Raw genomic sequence first — 25,010 nt, 5'->3', positions numbered from 1 at the left:
GTCCTTGTTGATCCAAGAAATACTTCAAGGATCTGTTCAAATTGCAATTATAACAGTAGTGAGAAACCACTAGAGATACGTGAATGGACATGTCCGAAGTGTAATGCTCATCATGACCGAGATATAAATGCGGCAGTTAATATCTTAAATAAAGCAATAATGAAGCCAACTGGTCAGGAACTGGCCTTGGTAAGATAGACAGGTTCTGTGAGTTAGGTATGAGACCCGAGAGACGTTCTCGGCCAATTCTCTGTAAGATCCTAAACACTACCTGTTGTTCCCAGAAACTCGGGAATTTATTCCCGATGTAGTTCATAAATATTTAATTGTGCTATAAAAACAAGAATGAATTGAGAAATAATGAAAAGTTTATTTTTTAGATTGTATTTAAGTGTAATGAAGTTTTTAGCTGGTTTAATGCCAACTAAGAAGAATGCAGTAGTAATCTTAAATGGTGCTGGAAGATCAGGCTCTAATGGATATATTTTTTATAAATATTTACAGAAAAATTATCCTAATCTTGATGTAACGTTGGTAGAACCTTGGCCTTCTTCTCACTTATCTTTCCTTACTTGGAAAAAAATTGGAGCTGCTAAATATATTTTTACAACGCATCAGCCATTTAAGATAAAGAGTAGTCAAATAGATGTTGAATTTTGGCATGGGATTCCTTTAAAGAGAATGGGATTGATGGCCCACAATACTTTACGTAAAGATAATCAACGTAATGAGAAGTTATGGTATACAAGTGCTGATATTGTGACTTCGAGTTCTGATTTATATGAGAGCTTGATGAGTGCTTGTATTGCAATTTCTACTAATAAATATCAAAAATTAGGATTTCCACGTTTGGATGCTTTGAAAAATCCGATTATTTCTAAAGAAAGATTTTTGCATGATTTATTTAAGACTTCTGATTCTCAAGCTAAGATTGGAATTTATATGCCAACTTTTCGTTATGAATTAGAAGATAAGTCCATCATGAAACAAATTGAAGATGGTAACTTTTTTGCATTTAAGGATTTTGATATCGAAAAATTAAATAATAAGTTGAAAGAGAATCATCAATATTTGATTGTTAAGCTTCATCCCTATGAAATGAAGATGTTTACAAACTTTGATAGTAAGTTGTCCAATATTGCATTTATGAATAATGATTATTTGTTTGATAATGACTATGATTTATATGAATTACTAGGATTAACAGATTTTTTAATGACGGATTTTTCATCGATTTATTTTGATTACTTACATCTTGATAAACCAATTGTATTTATAACAAATTTTTTGGAGCAATATGAAAAAACACGTGGTTTATTAATGGGGCCTTATGAAGAAATTGCCCCAGGTAAATGTGTTAATTCTTATAGTGAATTGTTAAATGTTTTAGATAATATGGATTCGCCTGCAATGAAAGCTAAACGACAATATTGGTTAAAGCTGTCTGATCAATTATCAGAAGATGAAAATTGTCGCCGTGTATGTGAATTTCTTAAGCTAAATCAGGTGAAGTAATGAAAAAAACTTTCTTAAATATTCTTTATAATGCGGTTTATCAAATTTTCTTAGTCTTAGTTCCATTAATTACGGTTCCTTATCTATCGCGTGTTTTAGGGCCAGAGAAGTATGGTATTTACAGTAGTGTAAATAATACTGTTCAATTTTTGATGGTCTTTTGTATGTTATCAGTGTCTTATATTGGGATGCGGACAATTTCGCGTGTTAGAAGTAATGAAGGACCAGAGGAATTGACTAAGGCTTTTTGGGGCCTATGGTACTTTCAAGCAGTTGCGGGTGCAGTAACGATTTTGCTTACATTTTTTATCTGTTCTGTCTTTAAGATTCAATATTGGTGGGAATTATTATTGATGGTCCCATTTTTGATTTCAGCACAATTTGATATTTCTTGGTTCTTTCAAGGATTGGCAGATTTTGGTCGCGTTGTTTTGAAAAATACAGGGGTTAAATTAGTAAGTGTAGTCTTAATTCTACTTTTAGTAAAAAGTCCTAATGATTTGTGGAAGTATATCTTGATTATGTCAGTTTCAACAATGTTAGGATCTTTTGTCTTCTGGTTTGATATTCATAATTATGTTGGTGGTCCAACTAGGAGCTTTTATCGGATAAAAGAGACTAGTAAGGCAATTATTACTTTACTTATTCCGCAAATTGCCACACAGATCTATACTTCTTTAGATAAGCCGATTTTAGGACTTTTCCAAAATTCAACTCAAGTTGCCTATTATGATAACTCACAGAGAATTTCTAATATGATTTTGGGAGTTATAACGTCGATTTCGTTAGTTATTATGCCTAAAATGGCTGGTGAAGGAAAAGATACTCAAAAAGTTGTCATGAAGAAATCTCTTGAAGCAACGGTAATGCTAGGAACGTTGTTTGCGGTAATCGTAATGGCTAATACCAAACAATTTGTGCCCTTCTTTTTTGGTAAGCAATATATTCCAATGACTCCGCTAATGTTTTTCTTTACACTGACAATTATCATGATTCCTATGGGTGGGGTATTTGCCAACCAGTTTGCCTTAGCTAACTCGCGAGATAAAGATTATGCTATCCCGGTAATTATAGGAGCCATAACAGAAATTATTTTATGTTATTTCTTGGATCGTCCATATGGTGCAGCCGGTGCGATGATAGCAATATTATTAACGGAATTTATTGTGTTAATTTTAAGGCTATGGATTGTTCGTGATGGTTATAATTTTGGTTATGTTTTTCATGATGTGCCATATTACTTTTTAATTGCTTTAATTACTTTTGGAGTAGGGATGATTTGGCCTAATTTTATCCACTCTGCATTTTTAAACATGGCAGTAAAATCGATTATGATGTTTATTGTCTATGTTGGAATTATGTTTGTGTTTAAACTGGATTTTAATCAAGATATTATTAAGCTTGTGAAGAATATTTTTAAAAATAAATTAGCTAGAAAATAAATTAATAAGGATTACAAGAGTTGGTCGTCCAAATATTGTGAGAATATTTGGACGATCTTTTTTGATAAAGTAAAGAAAAACAAGGGGGGAGAGAGTTAATTAAAAAATAAAATTAATTATTTTGTTGACGAATATTATTAATTCAGCTAAACTAGTTAGGTACATCAGTGAGAAAGCTGACTGAGATTAATTTGAATAAAAGGTTGACGTAGTATTCAATCTTTGCTATATTAATTAAGTACGCGGGCGTGGCGGAATGGCAGACGCGCAAGACTAAGGATCTTGTGATCGCTTTAGATCGTGGAAGTTCGAGTCTTCTCGCCCGCATTAATACAAGGAAGTCGGAATACGGCTTCCTTTTTTGTTTACCTTTTATTTTTTAGGAAGGTTATTAAATGATTCACAATAAAGTTCAACGATTAACGATTGCTGCAATTTTCATTGCGATTATTATCATTCAAGTTTTTGTTCCTTATGTAGGGTATTTTAGAATAATACCAGGCTTGCCAGCGATTACCACCTTGCCTTTAACATTAGCTATTGCTGGTAGTTTACTAGGACCAGGATTTGGCTTCAGTCTGGGCTTATTTTGGGGGATTTTGAGTATGATATTGGCATATACACAGCCAAGTAGTATGGTAACTTTGGTCCTATTTCAAAATCCATTAATTGCTATTGTGCCACGTGCAGTTGCTGGTGCAGTTGCTGGTTTTATTGGTACATTAGCTAAAAATAAAGATAAGACGAAACAAACTATTTTTTATATTTTGGCTGGTTCATTAGGAGCTTTGATAAATACCATTTTAGTAATTACTTTAAGTTCTTTAATTTTTATGATGCATCCCCAAACTTTGCTCAATGCTTTGGGACAAGCTCATAATAATGGTACATTGATTTGGATTTTATTGGTGGCATTGGGAGCTAATGGAATCGCAGAAGCAATTTTCGCAGGAATCTTTACACCTATAATTGTTCTGCCTTTGAAGAAAATAATGACTAGAAGAATACATTAATGACTAGATATTCGCGTAAAAAAAATAAAAATTTAAGATTGAAAAAATTTCGTGTAGTTGTGGCAATTATTTTACTAATTGCCGGAGTAGGATATGGGATTAAGAAAATTACTTATGATAAGTACTTAGAACAAGCTCAAACTGAAAAGGTGTATGCTGAGCAAACACCTGACAATTTTATTAAAGTGATTGCGCCGATTGCTCAAAAGGCAAGTAAGCCTTATGGTATTTTTCCAAGTATTACAATTGCTCAGGCTTGTGTAGAGAGTGACTATGGTCAAAGTAAATTAGCTAGGAAATATAATAATCTATTTGGTGTAAAGGGAACAAATCCTAACCACACTAAAGTATTAAAAACTAAAGAGTATGTAAAAGGACATTGGAAAATTATTAGTAGTCGTTTCCAAGTTTATGATACTTATAAAGCTTCAATTAAGGCTCATACTAAACTTTTTATAAATGGAACTACGTGGAATCCACGTCAGTATCGTCATGTGTTGAAGGCTAAAGATTATCAAAGTCAAGCTAGGGCATTAGTAGATGATGGTTATGCTACAGATCCTGGTTATGCTGAAAAGATTATTTATGTTATTAAGAAATATAATTTAACTCAATATGATTAGTATAAAATCGATAGTTTTGCTTGATGGTAAAATTTATCGATTTTTTAGTTGAAATCTTTCAAGGAGGATACTAGTTAAGTCTAGTATCTTTTTTGTTATAATAGTTAAGTCAATTTGAGCGTTTTTTATGTAGAAGTAAAGGAGAAGCAATGAGCGAAGAATCAATTCTTGCAGGATTAAATCCTCAACAACAAAAGGCTGTGCAATGTACTGAAGGTCCACTTTTGGTAGTTGCTGGGGCTGGTAGTGGTAAGACATCTGTTTTAACTAGAAGAGTCGCTTATTTAATTGAAGAAAAAGGCGTTGCTCCTTGGAATGTTCTAGCAATTACTTTTACTAACAAAGCTGCTACTGAAATGCGTGAACGTGTCCAAAAACTTCTGGGACCAGTAGCTGATAGTATTTGGATGTCTACTTTTCACGCTTTATGTGTACGAATTTTACGTCGAGATGCTGATAAGATAGGTTATTCTACTAATTTTTCAATTGCAGATTCTGCTGAACAGTTAACTTTAGTTAAGCGTATTTTAAAAGATTTGAATATTAATCCTAAAATGTATGATCCTCGTGCAATTTTAGGAACTATTTCTAATGCAAAAAATGATTTACTTACACCAGATGACTTAGAAATGCAGGCAGGTAGTCCTTTTGATAAGATTGCAGCTAAGGTCTACAAGGAATATCAACATCGCCTTAAGCGTGATGAGATTATGGACTTTGATGATTTGATTATGCAAACATTGGTTTTATTCAAAAAAGATAAAGAAACTTTGCATTATTATCAAAATAAATTCCGTTATATCTTAGTTGATGAATACCAGGATACTAACGAAGCACAGTATCAGCTTTGTCATTTGCTTGCAGCGCAGTACAAGAATATTTGCGTAGTGGGGGATGCAGACCAGTCAATTTATGGTTGGCGTGGTGCAAATATGGAAAATATCATGAATTTCGAAAAAGATTATAAAGATGATGATGTTCATACCATTAAATTAGAGCAAAATTATCGTTCCACTGGTCATATTTTGGATGCTGCTAACTCTGTAATAAAAAATAATATTAAACGTAAACCTAAAAAACTTTGGACTGATAAGGGTGCTGGTGAAAAGGTAAACTATTATCATGCTCAAAGTGGTAATGATGAAGCTCATTTTATTATTTCAAAAATTCAAGAAGAGATGAAAAAAGATAGGTATAAATATAGCGATTTTGCTGTTTTATATCGTACTAATGCTCAATCTCGTGGTATTGAAGAAGTTTTAGTTAAATCCAATATTCCTTATAAGATTGTTGGTGGCCATAAATTTTACGATAGAAAAGAAATTAAAGATATTTTAGCTTATTTGAAACTTATCGCTAACCCAGCAGATTCGATGAGTTTAAATAGAATTATTAATGTACCAAAACGAGGCTTAGGTCCTACGACTATGCAAAAGTTTAATGATTTTGCTAGCCAAAATAATTTCGGAGCTCTGGAAGCTTTTAATAATTTAGCTTTAGCACCAATTACTGGTCGGGCAAGTAAAACTTTAAATGAGTTTGGGACTAAACTTGCGGAGATGATTATTTATGCAAAAGATCATAGTGTAACAGGGATTACTGAAAAAGTTTTAGCAGATTTTGGTTATACTGACGCGTTAAAAAATGAGCATACCTTAGAAGCTAATACCCGTTTAGAAAACTTAGATGAATTTTTAACGGTAACTCAGCGTTTTGATGATAGATATGAACCAGAAGATGAAGATTCGACGCCTCTTGGTGATTTTTTATCAGAAGTGACGTTATTAAGTGATCAAGATGATTTAGAAAATCAAGGAGAAGAAGTTGCATTGATGACTCTTCATGCGGCTAAAGGACTAGAATTTCCGGTTGTTTTCTTAATCGGGATGGAAGATGGTATTTTTCCATTATCTCGTGCTTTAATGGATGATAATGAGTTGGAAGAAGAGCGTCGTCTGGCTTATGTGGGTATTACTCGTGCAGAGAAAGAATTATACCTAACTAATGCAGTTTCGCGTATGATGTATGGTCGTACGCAAGTTAATGCCCCCTCACGCTTTTTAGATGAAATTAATGCTGCAGATTTGAATCAAGTTAATCCTTCTGCCGGGAGTGGAGTTGGAAATAACTTTAAAAAGACTACAGTTCCATTTGTACGTAAGAATGAGCGTGCACACACTCCAGTTTATACTGCTAAAAAAGCAAGTGGTGCTGTAGGTGCAGATAAGAAAATATGGAGTGTAGGAGACCAGGTTGAACATAAAGCTTGGGGTCGCGGTGTAGTTAAAAAGGTTAATGGTGAAGGTGAAGATATGGAATTAGATATTATCTTCTCTAATCGAATTGGTGAAAAACGACTTTTAGCTGCCTTTGCCCCTATTAAAAAGATATAATTAAGCTTAAGAAGATTTTTTAGAGTAAAAGGATAATGAAATATGACGGAGTTATCACTTGAACAAGCTAAAGAACAGATTAATGAGCTAAGAAAGCAACTTGATAATTGGGCTGATGCATATTATGCAAAAGATGCACCAGTTGTTGAAGATGCTGTCTATGACAAAGCATATAATGAACTTGAAAAACTTGAAGGGGACTTCCCAGAGCTGATAACCACTGATTCAATTACTCAAAGAGTTGGTGGTGATTTAAAGAGCGAACTAACCAAAGTTGAGCATCCTATTCCTATGCTTTCTATGGGGGATGTTTTTTCAAAAGAAGAATTGAAAGATTTTGATCAAAGAATTCAAAAAGCTGTGGGTCAACCTGTTGCTTATAATGTTGAATTAAAAATTGATGGACTTTCTTTATCATTAGAATATAAAGCAGGTAAATTAGTTAGAGCATCTACTCGTGGAAATGGACGAGTTGGAGAAGATGTAACAGCTAATGTTCGTTATATTAAAGATGTTCCGTTAGTTTTGCCTCAGCCTTTGACTACTGAAGTCAGAGGGGAATGTTATATGGATAAGGAATCTTTTGCTAAATTAAACGAGCAGCGAGATAGTAAAGGATTACAAGTTTTTGCTAATCCTAGAAATGCAGCTGCAGGTTCTTTACGCCAACTGGACCCTAAAGTTACTAAAAGACGTAAGCTTAGTACATTTATTTATACTTGGGTAAATCCTACAGATAAAATTGAAAGTCAACATCAGGCAATAGAGGAATTGCATAAGCTAGGTTTTCATACTAATGAAACTGGTCGAAAGTTAGCGTCTCTTGATGAAGTTTTTGATTTTATTGATGAGTACACAGTGAAGCGAAATAGTTTGACTTATGGAATTGATGGAATTGTTTTAAAAGTAGATGACTTGGCTTTACAAGATAAACTTGGAAGTACAGTAAAGGTTCCAAGATGGGAGATTGCATATAAGTTTCCACCAGAAGAGCAAGAAACAGTAGTTCGTAATATTGAGTGGACAGTTGGTAGAACAGGTGTTGTAACTCCAACGGCGGTTATGGATCCAGTACAATTAGCAGGAACAACAGTTTCGCGAGCTAGCTTACATAATCCGGATATGTTAAAAGAAAAAGATGTCAGAATAGGAGATACAATTTTACTTCATAAAGCCGGCGATATTATTCCGGAAATTTCTGAAGTGGTTCTTTCTAAGCGTCCAAAAGATAGTCAACCATATAGTATTCCAACTACTTGTCCATCATGTGGAGAAAAGTTAGTTCATTTACAAGATGAAGTAGCACTCCGTTGTATTAATCCAATGTGTCCAGCACAAGTAGAGGAAGGTATCATTCATTTTGCTTCGCGAGGTGCAATGAATATCATGGGACTGGGTCCTAAAATTGTTAAACAATTAATTTCTAATGGATTTATTAAAGACGTAGCTGACTTATACCATCTTGATGAAGAAAAGTTAAGTCAATTAGATCATTTTAAAGATAAGGCAATTACTAATTTGTTAACTTCTATTGCTAATAGTAAAAATAATTCAGCTGAATTGTTGTTAAATGGTTTAGGAATTGACCATGTTGGTGCGAAAGCAGCACGTTTAATTGTTGAAAAATATAAAGACTTAGAAAAGATTAGTAATTTAACAGTGCCAGAATTGATAACAATCGATACAATAGGAGAGACGATTGCTGAATCAATGGTGACCTACTTTAATCAACCATCAGCTCAAAAATTACTTCAAGAACTTAAAGATAGCAATGTTAATATGAAATTTTTAGGAATTAGTGACCAAGAAGCACCCGAAAATTTTTTCAAGGATAAGAAGGTAGTTTTAACAGGTAAATTAGAACATTTTACTCGGAATGAATTTACTAAAAAATTACAAATATTAGGTGCTACAGTTACTGGATCAGTTTCTAAAAAGACAGATTACTTAATTTATGGATCTGATGCAGGTTCTAAGAAGATAAAAGCTGAAAAATTAGAAGTTCCTATGCTCACCGAGACAGAGGCAATTGCTAAGATTAACGAATAAGTAAGAAGGATAAAGTAAGTTGAAAAAAATATTAGGAATGGTGGCATTATTAGCTACCGCGCTCAGCTTAAGTGCATGTGGTAATTTGAAGAATTCTGATTTAGCTAATAATTCGACTGCTTCTACAACCAAGAAAAAGGGCTACCAAACTACCAGTACAGATAAAGATGGTTATAATGTTTTATTAAAAGATGGACAATATGTAACGAGTCCAATTTCAGGTTTAACTGCCAATACTAGTGATAATGATGTAGATGAAAGAGCGTTAGAATCCGGTTTAATGACAATTTCACAATCTAATTTTTCTACTACAAAGTATGTTTTCCAAGAAGGTCAAAAGTTATCTACTAGTACTGTAACTGATTGGCTTGGACGTAAATCCAAGAGCAATCCTGATGGCTTAAATCCAAAATCAACGGGGACTAAAAACTATACACCTATTATTTTGGATCAAATTTTAGAGCAGGATTTTCTTACTAAGTCAGGAAATAGCTATAAGATTTCAGGAATAAGCTTAGGCTTGGCTTTGAATTCAGTTGATTACTATACGAAAGGTAAAAGTGAAACTGAATATCATAAAAATATATCTCGTGCTCAACAAACAAGTTTTGGTAAAAAAGCAGCTAATGAAATTGTTGCAAGATTACGTAAGCAAAAGGGTCTAAAAAATGTTACATTAGTAATTGGTTTATTTAGTAAGACCGATAAAGATTCACTTGTTGGTGGTAACTATTTTACATATGGAATTGCTAATGCAAATAGTAGTAAAATAAATGAGTGGAAGACTATCAATAATAGTAGTCAAGTACTACCAACTGTTGGAAGCGAGAAGGCAATTAATTCTACTGATTCATCAGCATTTAGTAATTTTAAGAGCTCAATTGAAAATTACTTCCCTAATATTAGTGGTGTAACTGCAACGGTTTATTACCAAAATAAGAAGTTAAGTAAGATGAGTATTAAGATTACTACTCAATTCTTTGGTTATGCACAGATTGAAAGTTTTGCTAGTTTGGTGGAAAGCTCAGCGAAGAAGTATTTGCCTAGTGATGTTCCAATTGAAATTGAGATTAGCTCAGTAAATGAGGTGCAGGCAATAATTGTTAAGAGTTCTGCAGATGATAGTTACTACAAGCACGTCTTTGACGGTGAATAGGAGGGTTTAATAGTGGAGATTACCAAGGATACGATTACTCACGTTGCTAAGTTATCTAGACTTGCATTTAGTGATGAAGAGTTAGATAAATTTACAAAGCAAATGGGCGATATTATCAACATGGCTGACCAATTAGGTGAAGTTGATACTACTGATGTTCCAGAAACTGTTCAAGTAGTAGATCGTGATACTGTCTTCAGAGAAGACAAACCTGAACATTGGGAAAGTAAGGAAGAATTAATGAAGAATGTTCCAGAAAAGGTAGATGGCTTCATTAAGGTTCCAGTGATTATTGATAAGGATGATAATGCCTAATGAATTACTTAAATGAAAATATTGAATCATTACATAAAAAATTAAAAGATGGTGACATTACAGCTGAAGAATTAACTCAAGATACTTTAAAGACTATTAAGGAGTTAGAACCTAAGCTTAATGCAATGATTACTATTGTTGATGATGCAAAACCTGCTGAAGATTTAGATTTATCTAATGAATTAGCCGGTATTCCAATTGCAATTAAGGATAACATCATTACTAACGGTATTAAGACAACAGCTGCTAGTCACATTCTTGATAACTATATGCCTGTTTATGATGCAACTGTAATTTCTAAGCTTAAGAAAGCTCAAATGACCATTGTATCCAAGGCAAATATGGATGAATTTGCAATGGGATCATCTAGTGAAAATTCATATTACGGTGCTCCTAAAAATCCTTGGGATTTAACTAAAGTTACTGGTGGTTCATCTGGTGGTTCTGCAGCAGCAGTGGCTGGTGGTGAAGTTGTGGCAGCTTTAGGTTCTGATACTGGTGGTTCTGTAAGACAACCAGCAGCATTTAATGGTATTTTCGGTATTAAGCCAACATATGGACGTGTATCACGTTGGGGGCTGATTGCATTTGCATCATCACTTGATCAAATTGGTGTTATGACTAAGCGTGTTGCAGACTCAGCTAAAATCTTGAACGTAATTGCGGGTGCAGATGATCATGATTCAACTGTTTCAACTCGAAAAGTACCTGATTTTACTAAAGCTTTAGGCAAAGATGTTAAGGGTCTTCGTGTAGCTGTTCCGGAAGAATATTTTGGTGAAGGAATTGAACCTGAAGTTAAGGATTTAATTAACGAACAAATTAAAATCTTGGAAGATAATGGTGCAATCATCAACAAGGTAAACTTGCCACATACTAAATATGTTGTTCCAGATTACTACATTATTGCTTCTAGTGAAGCTTCCTCAAACTTACAACGTTATGATGGTATTCGTTATGGTTACCGTGCTAAGGATACTAAGAACTTACTTGATGTTTACGTTAAATCAAGAAGTGAAGGCTTTGGTGATGAAGTTAAGCGTCGTATTATGCTAGGTTCATTTGCTTTATCTGCCGGATCATATGATCGTTTCTTCAGACAAGCAGCTAAAGTTAGAACTTTAATCTGCCAAGATTTTGATAAGATTTTTGAAGATAATGATGTTATTGTTGGACCAACTACTCCAACACCTGCATTCAAGATTGGTTCTTCTATTAAAGACCCACTTAAGATGTATGCAAATGATATCTTGACTATTTCAGCTAATATGGCTGGTATTCCAGCAGCAAGTGTTCCAGCTGGTCTTGTAGATGGGATGCCTGTTGGTTTCCAAATTATGGCTAAACGATTTGATGAAGAAAGCATCTTCCAAGTTGCTGACTTTATTGAACGTAAAAACAAGTTCTATGAAAAGAAACCAGCTGGATTGGAGGATTAATTAATGAATTTTAAATCGACTATCGGACTTGAAGTCCACTTCGAATTAAAGACCAAGAGTAAGATTTTCTCTCCATCACCAGTAAGTTACGGTGCACCTGCTAACACAGAAACTAACGTGATTGATTGGGCTATGCCTGGTGTCTTACCAATGGTTAATAAGGATGTTTATCGTTTAGGGATTATGGTAGCCTTAGCAACTCACTCACATATCTTGCCAACTACCCACTTTGACCGTAAGAACTATTTCTATCCTGATAACCCAAAGGCTTACCAGATTACTCAATTCTTCCAACCACTTGCGCGAGATGGTTACATTGAAGTGGAAGTTCATGGTAAGAAGAAACGTATTGGTATCCACGAAATGCACATCGAAGAAGATGCTGGTAAAAATACTCACGGTGCTAACGGTTATTCTTACGTTGACTTAAACCGTCAAGGTGTACCACTTCTAGAAGTTGTTTCTGAACCAGATATGGAAGATCCTGAAGAAGCTTATGCTTATTTAACTAAACTTCGCCAAATTGTTCAATTCACTGGTGCTTCAGACGTTAAGATGGAAGAAGGTTCCATGCGTGTAGATACCAATATTTCTATTCGTCCCGCAGGTCAAAAAGAGCTTGGTACTAAAGTGGAAATGAAAAACTTAAACTCATTTGACCACGTACGTCGTTCACTTGCTTATGAAGAACAACGTCAACAACAAGTTTTGCTTTCTGGTGGACGTGTGCAACTTTCTACTCGTCGTTTTGATGAAGCTACTGGTAAGACTGTTTTGGAACGTGTTAAAGAAGGCGATGCAGATTATCGTTACTTCCCAGAGCCAGATATTGCGCCTGATCATATCAGCCAAGAATGGATTGATGAAATTGCTGCTAGTTTACCTGAATCACCATTTGACCGTCGTAAACGTTATGTAAATGATTATGGTATCAAGGAATATGATGCAGATGTTATTTTACAGACCAAGGAATCTAGTGATTTCTATGATGAAACTGTAAAAGCTGGTGGAGATGCCAAACTTGCTGCTAACTGGTTAAATACCCAAATCAATGGTTACTTAAATGAAAAGCAAGTTGATATTACTGAAATTAAATTAACCCCAGCAAACTTAGCAGAAATTATTAAGATGATTAAAGACGGTACTATTTCATCTAAGATTGCTAAAAAAGTTTTCCAAGAAAGTATTGAAAATGGAACTGATCCTAAGAAGTATGTTGAAGAAAAGGGTATGGTTCAATTATCAGATCTTTCTATTTTAGGACCTATGGTTACTGAAGTTGTTGATAATAACCCACAATCTGTTGAAGATTTCAAAAATGGTAAAGATAGAGCTATTGGTTTCTTAGTGGGGCAAATTATGAAACAAACTCGTGGTAAGGCTAACCCTAAGGTTGTTAACCAATTATTAAATAAAGAATTACAAAGTCGTTAATCGTTAAAAGAAAGGTGAGATGGCAATGACAAAGAGAGCACGATTGATCTATAATCCTGTATCTGGGCACGAGCAAATGCTTGGGAGTGTGGCAGGAATTTTAAACATATTAGAACAAGCAGGTTTTGAAGCCAGTGCCTATCAAACTACTCCAGAGCCATTGTCAGCTCAAAAAGAAGCTACGCGCTGTGCTTTGGATGGATTTGATTTAATCGTCGGAGCCGGTGGTGACGGTACGATTAGTGAAGTTGTTAATGGGGTAGCTCCTCTTGAAAAGAGACCTAAATTAGCTGTTATTCCTGCGGGTACCACTAATGATTTTGCGCGTGCTTTAAAAATTCCGCGTGATGATTTAGTTGATGCAGCTAAAGTTATTCTTAAAGGTAAAACTAGAAAGATGGATATTGGGCTTGCTGGAGATAAATATTTTATGAATATTGCAGCAAGTGGCTCAATGACTGAACTTACATATGGTGTTCCATCAGAATTGAAGTCTATTTTAGGTTATAGTGCATATTTGTTAAAGGGAGCAGAAATGCTTCCACGTATTAGTAGTCATAAAATGCGTTTAACCTATGATGAAGGTGTCTATGAGGGAGAGTTATCCATGTTTTTATTGGGTATGACTAATTCCATTGGTGGATTTGAACAAATTATGCCAGATGCCGAATTATCAGACGGATTGTTTCAATTGATTGTTGTAAAAACTGCTAATCCAGTAGATGTCTTACGCTTAATGGCTATGGCCTTAAACGGAAAACATGTTAATGAACCTAAAATTATCTACACTAAAACTAAAACCTTAAAGGTAGAAGTTTTAGATGACTCGAAAAAAGAAATTCCAGTTAATCTGGATGGCGAAATTGGTGGTTACTTACCAATTGATTTTAAAAATTTACAACAACATATTGAGTTTTACGTTGGTTAATCAAAAAAGGGTATCACATTGAATATTGTGATACCCTTTTTATTTGGAGGAAAAATGAAAGAAAAAAAGAATAGATTTAATCTAACTGCTCAGGAAAAAGAAGAGCTTGATCAAATGAGAGAAAAAATGATCAAAAGACAAAAAGAAGAACCTGCTAAATTAAGCGAACATTTACAAGCTTTTAATGATGCAGTTATTGCTATTATTATGACAGTTATTGTTTTAGAGATTAAACCGCCTGTTAATGAGGTTCATTATGAAAAATTTTTAGCAGATATAGTAGTGTTTTTAATTACGTTCTTTATTATTGGTGACTTTTGGTATGATTTACATATTTCTTTTTCTTATTTTGTAAGAAAACCAACTAAAATTACGGTAATTTTGGATATGCTCTTTTTAGTAGATTTGGCTCTTTTTCCAGTAATGACAGAATGGATTATGAAAGAGCATTCAACTTTTGCAATGATTAATTATGGTGTGGTATCTTTAATTGCCCAGTTATTAAAGATTGCAGTTGAGTATTTTGGATCTAAATCTGAATTTAAAGATTCGTTGGTCATGAGTATAGTTTTAATGAGACATTCTGCATGGAGAGTCATTTCAATAATAATAATTAATATATTTTTGATTATTTTATCTTTCTATAAGCCAAATATTGCAATGATTTTATATTTAATGATTCCGCTAGTTTCTTTGATTGCACCTACACGTAATCGTGGAGTTAGATAAAAAAGAGGACCAGTTTATGGTCCTCTTTTTTATAAAATATTAATCGCGGTTGCTAAAGCCAAAAATTTGTAAGAATTGTAAGAATAGGTTTACAAAATCTAAGTAAAGCTGTAAGGCCCCAGCTACTGCTAATCCATTAGTAGAAACATCATCACCATATTGAAGATAAATTTGTTTCATCTTTTGAGCATCCCAAGCAGTTAAAATTGTAAAGATAATCACTGCAATGAATGAAAAGACATAAGAAACCATTGGATTCTTTAAGAACATATTGATAATCATGGCTACAATTAACCCAATTAATGCAGCAGATGCATAGGAACCAAGATTATTTAAATTCTTTTTAGTCATTGTACCAATTACAGCCATTGTAATAAATACAGCTGCTGTTGAGAAGAAGGCAGAAGCTATATTAGCACGAGTATAGGCACCCGCAATCAATGCAAATTCAATACCATAAATAATTGATAAGATCATCAACATTACAAAACTTGCAACGGGATTTCGAGTAGCTCTAAAACTGATACCTAATGCTAAAAAAATAGGAACGATCAAGACAACCCAAGTTAATGCTTGATGATTAGCAAAAAAGGTTAATACTTGTACTCTAAAAACGGTCATTGTTAAGTAAGCACTAATTGCAGAAACTAGTACTGCTAAAGTCATCATACCGTACATTCTAGTTAGGAAACTATTTAATCCACTAATATCGACAACATGACGACGTTGAGGTTCAAAATTATCCACTTATCTATTTCCCTCTTTCTATAATAAATAAACTTACTGGTTTATTATAAGTTAAAAAAATTATTTTGTCTTATCTTTCGCCCATTTTAGGCCAATTCCTGTTAGTCCTGAAAAAATTGAAAAGACTGGTGAGAGTAAGCTAAAGAAAGCAAATGGGAGAAAAGTAAGGACTGGAACGCCTAGGGTAGAAGCAGCAAAGGATCCAGCAACTCCCCATGGAATTAGATAATTTATAACACTACCTCCATCTTCAAGAACACGACTTAGAGCTAGTGGCGATAACTTAATTTTGTCATAAGCTGGTTTAAAAGCACGACCAGGAAGGATAACTGAGAGGTATTGTTCTCCAACAAATAAGTTAATACATATTCCTGAAAGAATAGTAATAGTAATTAAACGACCAGGAGTTTTAAGTTTTTCAACCAGAGGTTCCATAGCATTTTGAACTACGTTAAACTTCATTAATAATCCTCCTAAGGATAAGGTGGAAATAATTAATGCTACTGTGCCCATCATGCTTGAAATACCACCGCGAGTAAGTAATGCATTAACAGAGTTATCGCTAGTCTTAGCAATAAAGCCATTCATAATTAAATTTGTTAAGCTTTGAAGTGATTCGTGTGGAGTTTGAATAAAAATCATTACTATGGTTAACGTAATATTTAAGAATAATGTGGGTATTGCAGGAACTTTTTTCCACGCACATATGATCATTAAGATAATTGGTAAAATAGCCCACCAACTAATTGAAAAGTTAGATTGTAAGATATGTGAAGTGTGTTGAATTTTACTAATATCCATTTTTCCACTATTCCCTAAAAGCCAGAATAAGAAAAGGGAAACAAAGAAAGCTGGAATAGTTGACCACATCATATTTTTTATATGAGAAAATAACTCACTTTCAGCAACGGCGGAGGAAAGGTTGGTAGAATCAGATAAAGGAGACATTTTGTCACCAAAAACTGCCCCAGAAATAATTGCGCCAGCAAGAAGTGCCGGGTTAAGATTCATACTTACACCAATCCCGAATAGGGCAATCCCAACAGTAGAAATTGTAGTAAAACCACTACCGATTGCAATTCCGATTATTGAACAAACCACAAATACTGATGGTACAAAGAATTGAGCATTAATTATTTTAAAACCTAGCACCATGATTGAAGGAATAATACCAGCTTTTATCCATAAACCAATTAAGGCACCGATTAAAATAAAGATAAAAATAGGAATGATTGCAACTCCGATGCCTTCTTTAATTCCGTTTTGAATTTCTTCCCAAGAAGCACCGCGGAATTTCGCCCAAAATACTAATAGACAAACAGTGAATAAAACAGGAACTTCTGGTGAAAGTCCAAATTTAATAACTGAGATACCTAAAATTCCTAGGAGGATGACTAAAATAGCCACAGCCTCAGCAAAACCAACTTTCTTTTTCATAATAAAATAATTCTCCTAACAAAAAATCCCGCTGATTAATAAAAATCAACGGGACGAATAATATCGTGGTACCACCCAACTTAGTGAAAAATAACTCACACTCATATCAGGTGATAAAGGCACTGACTAGGGCCTAATAATGTGATAACGCTGTAATTCATCTACTTCGCCTGACTGGTTCGCACCTACCACCAGCTCTCTGACGCTTAACGAAGCACCTACTATGACGTTTTGTTGCAAACAATGATAGCAAGGTTAAAAAAATGTGTCAATGGGTTAATCTGAAAAACTTATATTTTCTTGTTATAATTAATTATTAGAATAATATTTTTTAAAAGGGAAATAACCATGCAAAAAAATCAAATTGTTGACTTAGAAATTACCGATCTTTCATATGAAGCTATGGGGGTAGCGCATCTTGATGGTTTAACTATTTTTGTTACTAACGCTCTTCCAGGAGAAATTGTTAGCGCAAAAATTTTAAAAGTGAAAAAGAATTTTGCATTTGCAAAAATAGAAAAGATAAAAAAAGAGAGTCCTGATAGAATTAATGTGAAACTACGCCAATGGGTTCAAACTGGGTTGGCTTCTCTTGCTCACGTTAAGTATGATAAGCAGCTTGAATTTAAACATCAACAAGTAGTTAATTTACTTCAAAAATCTCATCTAGATGATATTAAAGTTGAACAGACTTTAACCAGTCCAGAAGAAGTAGGATATCGTAATAAAGCGCAAGTTCCAGTAAGAAATATTAAGGGAAAATTGGAGATTGGCTTTTTTAGACGGCATTCACATGATTTAGTACCGTTAACTAATTTTTTTACAACTGATCCTGAAATTGACCGTGTGTTAGTGGCAGTACGCGATATTTTAAGAAAAAATCATGTTCCAGCCTATGATGAGATTCATCATAAGGGAGAAGTTCGTTATCTTGATGTACGTCGTTCTAAAGCCACTGGTGAGATTATGGTAATTCTAATTACCCTTCACAAGGATTTTCCTCAACTTAAGAAAATTACCCAAGAAATAAGTAAAATTGATGATGTAACTAGTGTTATTTTGAATCATAATCCGCAAAAGACTAATGTAATTTTAGGTAAAAAAGATTATCTTCTTTGGGGAAATGATTATATTATTGATAAGATTGGTGATGTTAAGTTTAAAATTTCACCACAAAGTTTCTTCCAAATAAATTCTTTGCAAACTCCACGCCTTTATAATTTGGCAATTGAAAAAGCTGATTTAAAGCCAGATGACGTAGTAATTGATGCATATTCTGGTATCGGTACAATTGGACTTTCTGTGGCAAAGCACGTTAAGGAAGTTCGTGGGATGGAAGTTGTTAAGCCTGCAGTTGATGATGCTAATAATAATGCTCGTTTAAACGGTATCACCAATGCTAAATATGTAGTTGGTAAAGCTGAAGAAGTAATGCCCCAATGGGCAGCTGATGGCTTGAAGACTGACGTGATTTTTGTGGATCCTCCAAGAAAGGGATTAACTCCAGAATTTATTGATGCAGCTGTAAAAACTGCACCGAAGAAGATTGTTTATATTTCATGTAATCCTGCCACTATGGTGCGCGATTTACAATTATTCCAAGAAAAAGGCTACGATTTTAGCTCTATTGATCCGGTTGATATGTTCCCACAAACTCCGCATGTTGAAGGAGTGAGTGTATTGGAAAAGAAATAATTAAAAATGACTAATCATATATTTAGTGATTAGTCATTTTTGTTATCTAATAGTTTGAAGCCACTGAGTAAATTGGGTAGCGATAATTTTTATTGTTGAGCATTAGAAATAGTGGCTTTTTTATTACCTGTTTTTGATACATGGTAGCAATAATTGAGGAATCGTGTAAGGCTATTGACAGTAAAAAAACTATTCAAAAAACACGAACAATATATATTACAATAAATAATATAATTAATAAATTAAATATATTTTTAGCGATTTTTGATTACAAAACCACTAAATATGTGTTAAAATCTTATCGTTATCAATTGGAAGGATTAAAATTATTATGAATAACGATATTGAAACTATCTTATATAGTCAAAAGCAACTTAATGAGCGCATGGATGAAATTGGAGCACAATTAACTAATAAATATGCTAATCAAATACCTCTTGTTGTGCCAGTAATGACTGGAGCAATGGTCTTCGCTAGTGATATGCTTAAACGAATGAATTTCAAGTTGAACGTTGATCCAATCAAAGCTAAGAGTTATGTTGGTGCGAACTCGACGGGGAAGGTAGAATTAGTTCAGGACGTGAAGTCAGATGTTAAAGGCCGAGCAGTAATTTTAATGGAAGACATTATTGATACTGGCCATACTTTAAAATATCTAAAGCAATTATTTCTTGAGCGTGGAGCTAAGAGTGTTGAAATTTGTGCTATGTTAGATAAGCCAGAAACGCGTCAAGTTGATCTCCATGGAGATTATATTGGTTTTAATGCACCGGATGAATTTTTAGTTGGTTATGGTTTGGACTATAATGGTTTTTATCGTAATTTACCTTATGTCGGAATTTTAAAACATAAAGTTTATGCAAGCTAAGTTATAATAAGTTAATAAGGATGATAAATAAATGAGAATTAATGTTTTACAACATACCCCTAATGAGGGTCCGGGAGCTATTAAGTCTTGGGCAAATAAAAATAACCATGAGATATATGTTTATCATCCTGAAACTTTTAATCATTTACCAACTGTAGACGATACAGATTTGTTAGTGATTTTAGGTGGTCCAATGAGTCCGAACGATGATGTAGATTGGATTATACAAGAACGTAAGTTAATTAAACAAATGTTGAAACTATGTAAACCAATTTTTGGCGCTTGTTTTGGTGCTCAGCAGATTGCTAAAGCTCTTGGTTATAAAGTTTTAGATGCACCCCATAAAGAAGTTGGATGGGCACCAGTATATTTACAGGATAAGACTATTCCTGATATTCCGAAAAAATTAACTGCTCTTCATTGGCATCAACAAATGTTTGAAATTCCTAAAGAAGCTAAATTATTGTTTTCTAGTGATTTAGTCCAAAATCAAGGTTTTCTACTTTATGATAATGTAATAGGATTGCAGTTTCATTTTGAACCTGAAGAAGATGATTTGCGTGAGATTGCTATTAACGATCAGGAATATCCTGAAGATAAAAATGATTTGAATCAAACTTATTACGATATTTTAAAGCACGGTGTGCCAGTAGAAAATAAAGATGTAATGTTTAAGTTATTAGATTTTATTACTAGTAAAAATAAAAAGTAATAATAAATAAGTTTTTGTTTTTCTGCTTATGATAAAAGGGAGAAGGATTAGAGTGAGTTTGACTATAAATCTTTATTACACTGGTAAAAATGGTAGTGCCCAAAAGTTTGTTCGTGAAATGGAAGAAAGTGGTTTAGCAGATAAAATCCGTCAAGAACCGGGAAATGAAAAGTATGAATATTTTCAACCACTTAATGATCCAGAAACTGTTTTATTGATTGATTCTTGGGTAGATCAGGCTGCAATTGATGCTCACCACAAGACGACAATGATGCAAGATTTGGCTAAGTTGCGTGATAAGTATGATTTGCATATGAAAGCTGAGAGATTCATTTCAAATGATATGCCAGAAACAGATTCTCGTTACTTAAGAAAGTAAGTCTTTTCATTTTGCTACTAATAAAAAATAATTTATTATTATGATATAAGTTCTAAAGAGGGTAGATTATCATGAGTAAAATATTTGTTATTGGTGGATCGGGAAGAGTAGCTACTGACTTAATTAAGTATTTGATTGCTGATGGTCACACTATCAAGGCTGCTGCACGTCATCCGGAAAATATTATTAAATTAAATGGTGTAGAGACTGAAAAACTGAATTTGCATGCTAGTGTTGATGATATTGCTGATCAAATATTAGGTAGTGAAGTTATTTACTTTACTGCTGGATCACGTGGTAAAGATTTAATACAAACTGATGCGCTGGGTGCAGTTAAAACTATGATGGCTGCTGAAAGGGTAGGGATTAAGCGTTATATAATGCTTAGTTCAATGTATAGTTTAAATGTTAATAAGTTTAGCTCTATTCCAGGACTTGAGGATTACTTAGCAGCTAAATTTTTTGCGGATAAATTTTTAATGGACTCAACTAATCTTGATTATACGATTCTACAGCCAACTAATTTAATTGAAAGTGCTGGAACTGGTAAAATTGCATTAAATAATAACGAGTCTTTAGAAAACCCAATTCCTGATGTGGCACGCGTTTTAGCAGATATTATTAAATATCCAAATACAAAAAAGAAAGTTATTGAAATTACTGGTGGAAATACACCAATTGATAGTGCTTTAGCTTCAATTAAATAATTCCTAAATTTTTATAATGTTATGAGCTGGTGAAAACTCGGTAATTCAGTCCCGAGATAAAACCGGCTTTTTTAATAACTTGCAATTATTTCATTTTTCCTTTTTAATTAACTTGAATTGGAGGAAAAATCATGAACAAAGATAAGCTCACTTTTTTAAACTATCCCTATTCATTATTAAAGATGTTTATTTCAGGGATAATTTTATTATTAATTTACGTTTTTGCAGGAAGAATAACTCTAATTAAGAGTATTCCTCAACCTTGGAATAGACTCTTATATATGTTCATTGCTCTAGCTGTGGCAAGTGCATGTGCTTATTTCTCTGAGACTACAACTGTATTAAAAAATAGACCTAAACAAGGAAAGTTAGCAATTTTATCAGCTATTTTAGTTGTTATGCTAGCTTACGTTTATCTAGCTAAGGCCTTAGGCTGGGTCATGATCTTTAGAGAAGGATGGATGATGACCTTAATTTGTTTGGCAACAGCAATTGGTGCAGGTTTTGCAGAAGAATTTATTTTTAGAAATTTATTTTTTAATGCATTTATAGGTGTTTTTAAAAAACAAAAATATACTTTGTTATTATCAAGTATTTCAGTTTCTGCAATTTTTGGTTTAATGCATCTAGTTAATTTGACTCATCAAACTTTAGCAGCTACAAGTCAGCAAGTATTTTATGCTTTTGCAATTGGTATGTTATTTTGTACGATTCATATTTGGTCCAATGCAATGGTTATTCCAGCTGTAATGCACTTTTTGTTTGATTTTTCACCAGTTATAAAGTCAGCAACTACTGTTGCTGTATCTTGGATAGGAGTATTAGTAATTTTTTTACCAATTCTTATAGTAAGTTTACTCTGGATTTTTCTTTATAATAAAAAAATAAATAATTTAGAATAAAAAAGCTCAAAGATATATCCCGTATATCTTTGAGTTTTTATTTTATTAGTTTTTATTAGCTTTGTTTATGGCATCCATTATAGCGTAACGGAAGCCATTTTTTTCTAAAGCCTGTACCCCTTTAATTGTTGTACCTCCTGGTGAACAAACTTTATCCCTTAGAAGAGCAGGAGCAAGTTTTGTCTTATAGGCGAGTTCAGCACTTCCTTTTACCATGCTGGATGCTAGTTGATTAGCGGTATCTCGATTAAGACCGTTTAATACGCCCGCATCCCCTAATGCATCTAAAAAAATATCCACAAATGCAGGACCACAACCGCCAATTGTGCCAACAATACTGAGTTCACTTTCTTTAACAGGAATAACATCTCCAAGTTGTTTTAAAAAATTGATGACCCTGGTTTTAATTTCTCCGTCTAGATCCTCTTCGCAACTAAAGCCGATTGTTCCAGCATTTACTGAAACAGGGATATTAGGAATAATACGAACAATATCTGATTGGGATAAGAATTGTCTAAATTCTGCTATTTTAATACCTGCAGCTGCAGAAATAATAATTGTTTGGTTATTTAAATTTCGTAATTGATTAGCTACCCTTAAAGTAATTTCAGCGGGAGTAGTTAAAATAATGATTTCAGGATTTTGACTTTGAAATTCGTTAATGTCATTGAATAAAGTAAAATCTAATTCTTGGGCCAATTTACTTACACGAGGATTGGCAGGATTTTGGGCAATAATTTCATTAGTAGAATTTATTTTAAGTCCCTCAATGATTGCTGTACCCATATGACCTACGCCAATAATACCAATTTTCATAATAATTTCCCTTTCATTAACTTTTTCTTATAGCTTACCAAATTAAGTAAAAAAATTATACTTTTCAAATTTTAAAAAAAGGACTAACATATACATGTTTAAGCGTTGATTTTAAGCGCTTTGTGGATAAGGAGTAAGTTATGAATAAAAAGCAGATCACAATGGTAACTGTGGCATTAATGCTTGGAAATGTAATGTCAGGCCTTGATAGTACAATCACCAATACTGCAATTCCAGCAATTGTTTCAGCATTACATGGAATTCAATTTATGGGATGGATTGTAGCTATTTACCTGTTAGGGATGTCAATTTCAATTCCTATTTGGACTAAAATCGGTGAAAAAATTACTAATAAAAAAGCATTTGAAATTTCAATTGTTCTTTTTATTATCGGATCTGCTCTCCAGGGGATGGCACCGAATATTATTTTCTTTCTGTGTTCACGCTTAATTATGGGAGTAGGCGCTGGTGGTATGGGGTCACTTCCTTACATAATTGCGGGATATGTTTTTAAAAATATTAAGAAGCGCACCCAAGTATTAGGCTATTTGACTGCTAGTTTTAACGGTGCAGCAATTTTAGGTCCACTAATTGGAGGATGGTTAATTGATGCCTTATCTTGGAATTGGGTATTTTATATTAATGTGCCGATTGGTCTGCTTGTCTTACTTATTTGCTTGATTTATTATAAGCCAGTCACGCCTAAATCTACTGCAATTTTTGATTTGCCGGGAGCGGGTTTTCTAATTGTTGGTTTACTATTATTTTTAGGTGGGGTTCAATTATTAGGAATTGCAAATAATATTATTGTATTTGGTTTAGTAAGTTGTAGTTTAATTTTTCTATTTTTATTTTTGGAGCGAGAAAAGAGAGCTAAAAATCCTATTATCCCTTTATCTATTTTTAAAAAGCACGATTTAAATGGTGATTTTCTACTCTTTGCTTTTACATGGGGTGCTTTTATTGCTGTCAATACTTATTTGCCAATGTGGGCCCAAGGACTTTTAGGCTTATCTGCACTTCTTGGTGGGATGACGTTAATCCCAAATTCAGTTGTAGAAATTATTGCTTCACAAACTGTGGCGACTATTCAAGAGCATTTGAGAACATTTTCTTTAGTAATGATAGGAATTATTACCATGATGATTTCTGTTGGTGGGATGTATCTTTCTACTTTGTCAACTCCAGTTTGGCTTTTAACAATATTAGCTGCTTTTTCTGGAATCGGTGTAGGATTTATCTTTGTTGCTTTACAAGTTAAGGTACAGGTTGATGCTGGTAGAAAAGATATGCCCACTGCAACTTCTACTTCATACTTAATTAGAATCTTAGCTCAAACTGTGATGGCTGCAATTTATGGGGTAATTATGAATCTTTCTTTGGAACATGGAATTGCTCATAAAACTAATATTACAATGACTATGATGAATAAGTTAAGTGATGCTGAAACGGCTAAAAGCTTACCACAACAGTTAGTACCAGAAATGAGAATGATCTTTCATTCAGGTATTAAAGAAATTATGCTAGTATCATTTATTTTATTAATTGTTGCAACTGTTTTTAATTTTTATTATAACTGGAGAAAATCTCCTAATGAACTACATCGGGAATGAATTCCCGAGTTTCTGGGAACAACAGGTAGTGTTTAGGATCTTACAGAGAATTAGCTTTCGATGTCCGAAAGGTCTCATACCTAACTCACAGAACCTGT

23 protein-coding genes and 1 tRNA gene are annotated in these 25,010 nt (G+C 33.6%); 21 read left to right on the top strand and 3 right to left on the bottom strand.

Annotation, left to right across the window (positions count from 1 at the left end; genetic code table 11):
* From HDR40_RS06440 to HDR40_RS06375, 14 genes are all read left to right on the top strand, one after another.
* The coding region (locus HDR40_RS06440; RefSeq protein ID WP_290627673.1) for a zinc ribbon domain-containing protein at positions 1-198 on the top strand (198 nt) is incomplete at its 5' end.
* Between the two features lie 162 nt (positions 199-360).
* Complete coding sequence (locus HDR40_RS06435) at positions 361-1,515, top strand: CDP-glycerol glycerophosphotransferase family protein (RefSeq protein WP_290627672.1); 1,155 nt, start codon at positions 361-363, stop codon at positions 1,513-1,515.
* The gene (locus tag HDR40_RS06430; RefSeq protein WP_290627671.1) at positions 1,515-2,957 is read left to right on the top strand and encodes an oligosaccharide flippase family protein; all 1,443 of its coding nucleotides are present in this window, start codon (positions 1,515-1,517) and stop codon (positions 2,955-2,957) included. Before HDR40_RS06435 ends, HDR40_RS06430 begins: the two co-directional genes overlap by 1 nt.
* 242 nt (positions 2,958-3,199) lie before the next feature.
* Positions 3,200-3,284 (top strand) — tRNA-Leu (locus HDR40_RS06425).
* Between the two features lie 68 nt (positions 3,285-3,352).
* Complete coding sequence (locus HDR40_RS06420; protein WP_290627669.1) at positions 3,353-3,970, top strand: ECF transporter S component; 618 nt, start codon at positions 3,353-3,355, stop codon at positions 3,968-3,970.
* Positions 3,970-4,593, top strand: coding sequence for a glycoside hydrolase family 73 protein (locus HDR40_RS06415; protein WP_290627667.1), 624 nt, complete (start codon positions 3,970-3,972; stop codon positions 4,591-4,593). Before HDR40_RS06420 ends, HDR40_RS06415 begins: the two co-directional genes overlap by 1 nt.
* A 149-nt stretch (positions 4,594-4,742) precedes the next feature.
* Positions 4,743-6,986 (top strand): DNA helicase PcrA, encoded by a 2,244-nt coding sequence (pcrA, locus tag HDR40_RS06410; RefSeq protein ID WP_290627665.1) that lies wholly within the window; start codon positions 4,743-4,745, stop codon positions 6,984-6,986.
* A 42-nt stretch (positions 6,987-7,028) separates the two neighbouring features.
* Positions 7,029-9,035 (top strand): NAD-dependent DNA ligase LigA, encoded by a 2,007-nt coding sequence (gene ligA / locus HDR40_RS06405; protein WP_290627663.1) that lies wholly within the window; start codon positions 7,029-7,031, stop codon positions 9,033-9,035.
* Between the two features lie 19 nt (positions 9,036-9,054).
* Positions 9,055-10,191, top strand: a complete 1,137-nt coding sequence (locus HDR40_RS06400; protein ID WP_290627661.1) for a CamS family sex pheromone protein — start codon at positions 9,055-9,057, stop codon at positions 10,189-10,191.
* A 12-nt stretch (positions 10,192-10,203) separates the two neighbouring features.
* A complete protein-coding gene (gene gatC / locus HDR40_RS06395) occupies positions 10,204-10,506 on the top strand; it encodes an Asp-tRNA(Asn)/Glu-tRNA(Gln) amidotransferase subunit GatC (protein ID WP_290627659.1) in 303 nt (100 codons plus the stop codon).
* Positions 10,506-11,945, top strand: coding sequence for an Asp-tRNA(Asn)/Glu-tRNA(Gln) amidotransferase subunit GatA (gene gatA, locus HDR40_RS06390; RefSeq protein ID WP_290627657.1), 1,440 nt, complete (start codon positions 10,506-10,508; stop codon positions 11,943-11,945). Before gatC ends, gatA begins: the two co-directional genes overlap by 1 nt.
* A 3-nt stretch (positions 11,946-11,948) precedes the next feature.
* The gene (gene gatB / locus HDR40_RS06385; protein WP_290627655.1) at positions 11,949-13,379 is read left to right on the top strand and encodes an Asp-tRNA(Asn)/Glu-tRNA(Gln) amidotransferase subunit GatB; all 1,431 of its coding nucleotides are present in this window, start codon (positions 11,949-11,951) and stop codon (positions 13,377-13,379) included.
* Between the two features lie 25 nt (positions 13,380-13,404).
* Positions 13,405-14,307 carry a diacylglycerol kinase gene (locus tag HDR40_RS06380; protein WP_290627653.1) on the top strand — a complete coding sequence of 301 codons (903 nt, stop codon included), beginning with the start codon at positions 13,405-13,407 and terminating at the stop codon, positions 14,305-14,307.
* A 54-nt stretch (positions 14,308-14,361) separates the two neighbouring features.
* Positions 14,362-15,036 (top strand): TMEM175 family protein, encoded by a 675-nt coding sequence (locus HDR40_RS06375; RefSeq protein WP_290627651.1) that lies wholly within the window; start codon positions 14,362-14,364, stop codon positions 15,034-15,036.
* Positions 15,037-15,075: 39 nt separating this feature from the next.
* Here the strand turns inward: HDR40_RS06375 and HDR40_RS06370 are convergent, their stop codons facing one another.
* On the bottom strand, positions 15,076-15,783 hold the full coding sequence (locus HDR40_RS06370) for a Bax inhibitor-1/YccA family protein (RefSeq protein WP_290627649.1): 708 nt from the start codon (positions 15,781-15,783) through the stop codon (positions 15,076-15,078).
* A 60-nt stretch (positions 15,784-15,843) separates the two neighbouring features.
* The gene (gene nhaC / locus HDR40_RS06365; RefSeq protein ID WP_290627647.1) at positions 15,844-17,220 is read right to left on the bottom strand and encodes a Na+/H+ antiporter NhaC; all 1,377 of its coding nucleotides are present in this window, start codon (positions 17,218-17,220) and stop codon (positions 15,844-15,846) included.
* Positions 17,221-17,568: 348 nt separating this feature from the next.
* Between nhaC and rlmD the strand changes: the two genes are divergently transcribed.
* The 6 genes from rlmD to HDR40_RS06335 all read left to right on the top strand — a co-directional run bounded on the left by rlmD (position 17,569) and on the right by HDR40_RS06335 (position 22,483).
* Entirely contained in the window at positions 17,569-18,915 is a 1,347-nt protein-coding gene (gene rlmD / locus HDR40_RS06360; RefSeq protein ID WP_290627645.1) for a 23S rRNA (uracil(1939)-C(5))-methyltransferase RlmD, read from the top strand.
* 331 nt (positions 18,916-19,246) lie between these two features.
* Positions 19,247-19,783: a hypoxanthine phosphoribosyltransferase gene (gene hpt / locus HDR40_RS06355; RefSeq protein WP_290627644.1), complete on the top strand. Its 537-nt coding sequence runs from the start codon at positions 19,247-19,249 to the stop codon at positions 19,781-19,783.
* Positions 19,784-19,814: 31 nt separating this feature from the next.
* The gene (locus HDR40_RS06350) at positions 19,815-20,495 is read left to right on the top strand and encodes a type 1 glutamine amidotransferase (protein ID WP_290627642.1); all 681 of its coding nucleotides are present in this window, start codon (positions 19,815-19,817) and stop codon (positions 20,493-20,495) included.
* A 52-nt stretch (positions 20,496-20,547) separates the two neighbouring features.
* Positions 20,548-20,874: a putative quinol monooxygenase gene (locus tag HDR40_RS06345; protein WP_290627641.1), complete on the top strand. Its 327-nt coding sequence runs from the start codon at positions 20,548-20,550 to the stop codon at positions 20,872-20,874.
* A 71-nt stretch (positions 20,875-20,945) separates the two neighbouring features.
* Positions 20,946-21,581, top strand: a complete 636-nt coding sequence (locus HDR40_RS06340; RefSeq protein ID WP_290627639.1) for an NAD(P)H-binding protein — start codon at positions 20,946-20,948, stop codon at positions 21,579-21,581.
* A 131-nt stretch (positions 21,582-21,712) separates the two neighbouring features.
* Entirely contained in the window at positions 21,713-22,483 is a 771-nt protein-coding gene (locus tag HDR40_RS06335; protein WP_290627637.1) for a CPBP family intramembrane glutamic endopeptidase, read from the top strand.
* A 45-nt stretch (positions 22,484-22,528) separates the two neighbouring features.
* Here the strand turns inward: HDR40_RS06335 and proC are convergent, their stop codons facing one another.
* Positions 22,529-23,299, bottom strand: a complete 771-nt coding sequence (gene proC, locus HDR40_RS06330) for a pyrroline-5-carboxylate reductase (protein WP_290627635.1) — start codon at positions 23,297-23,299, stop codon at positions 22,529-22,531.
* A gap of 140 nt (positions 23,300-23,439) precedes the next feature.
* Between proC and HDR40_RS06325 the strand changes: the two genes are divergently transcribed.
* A complete protein-coding gene (locus tag HDR40_RS06325; RefSeq protein WP_290627633.1) occupies positions 23,440-24,912 on the top strand; it encodes an MFS transporter in 1,473 nt (490 codons plus the stop codon).
* Positions 24,913-25,010: the final 98 nt, after the last annotated feature.

The organism is Lactobacillus sp. (genome assembly GCF_014803895.1).
This window is presented reverse-complemented; position numbering and strand designations above follow the sequence as displayed.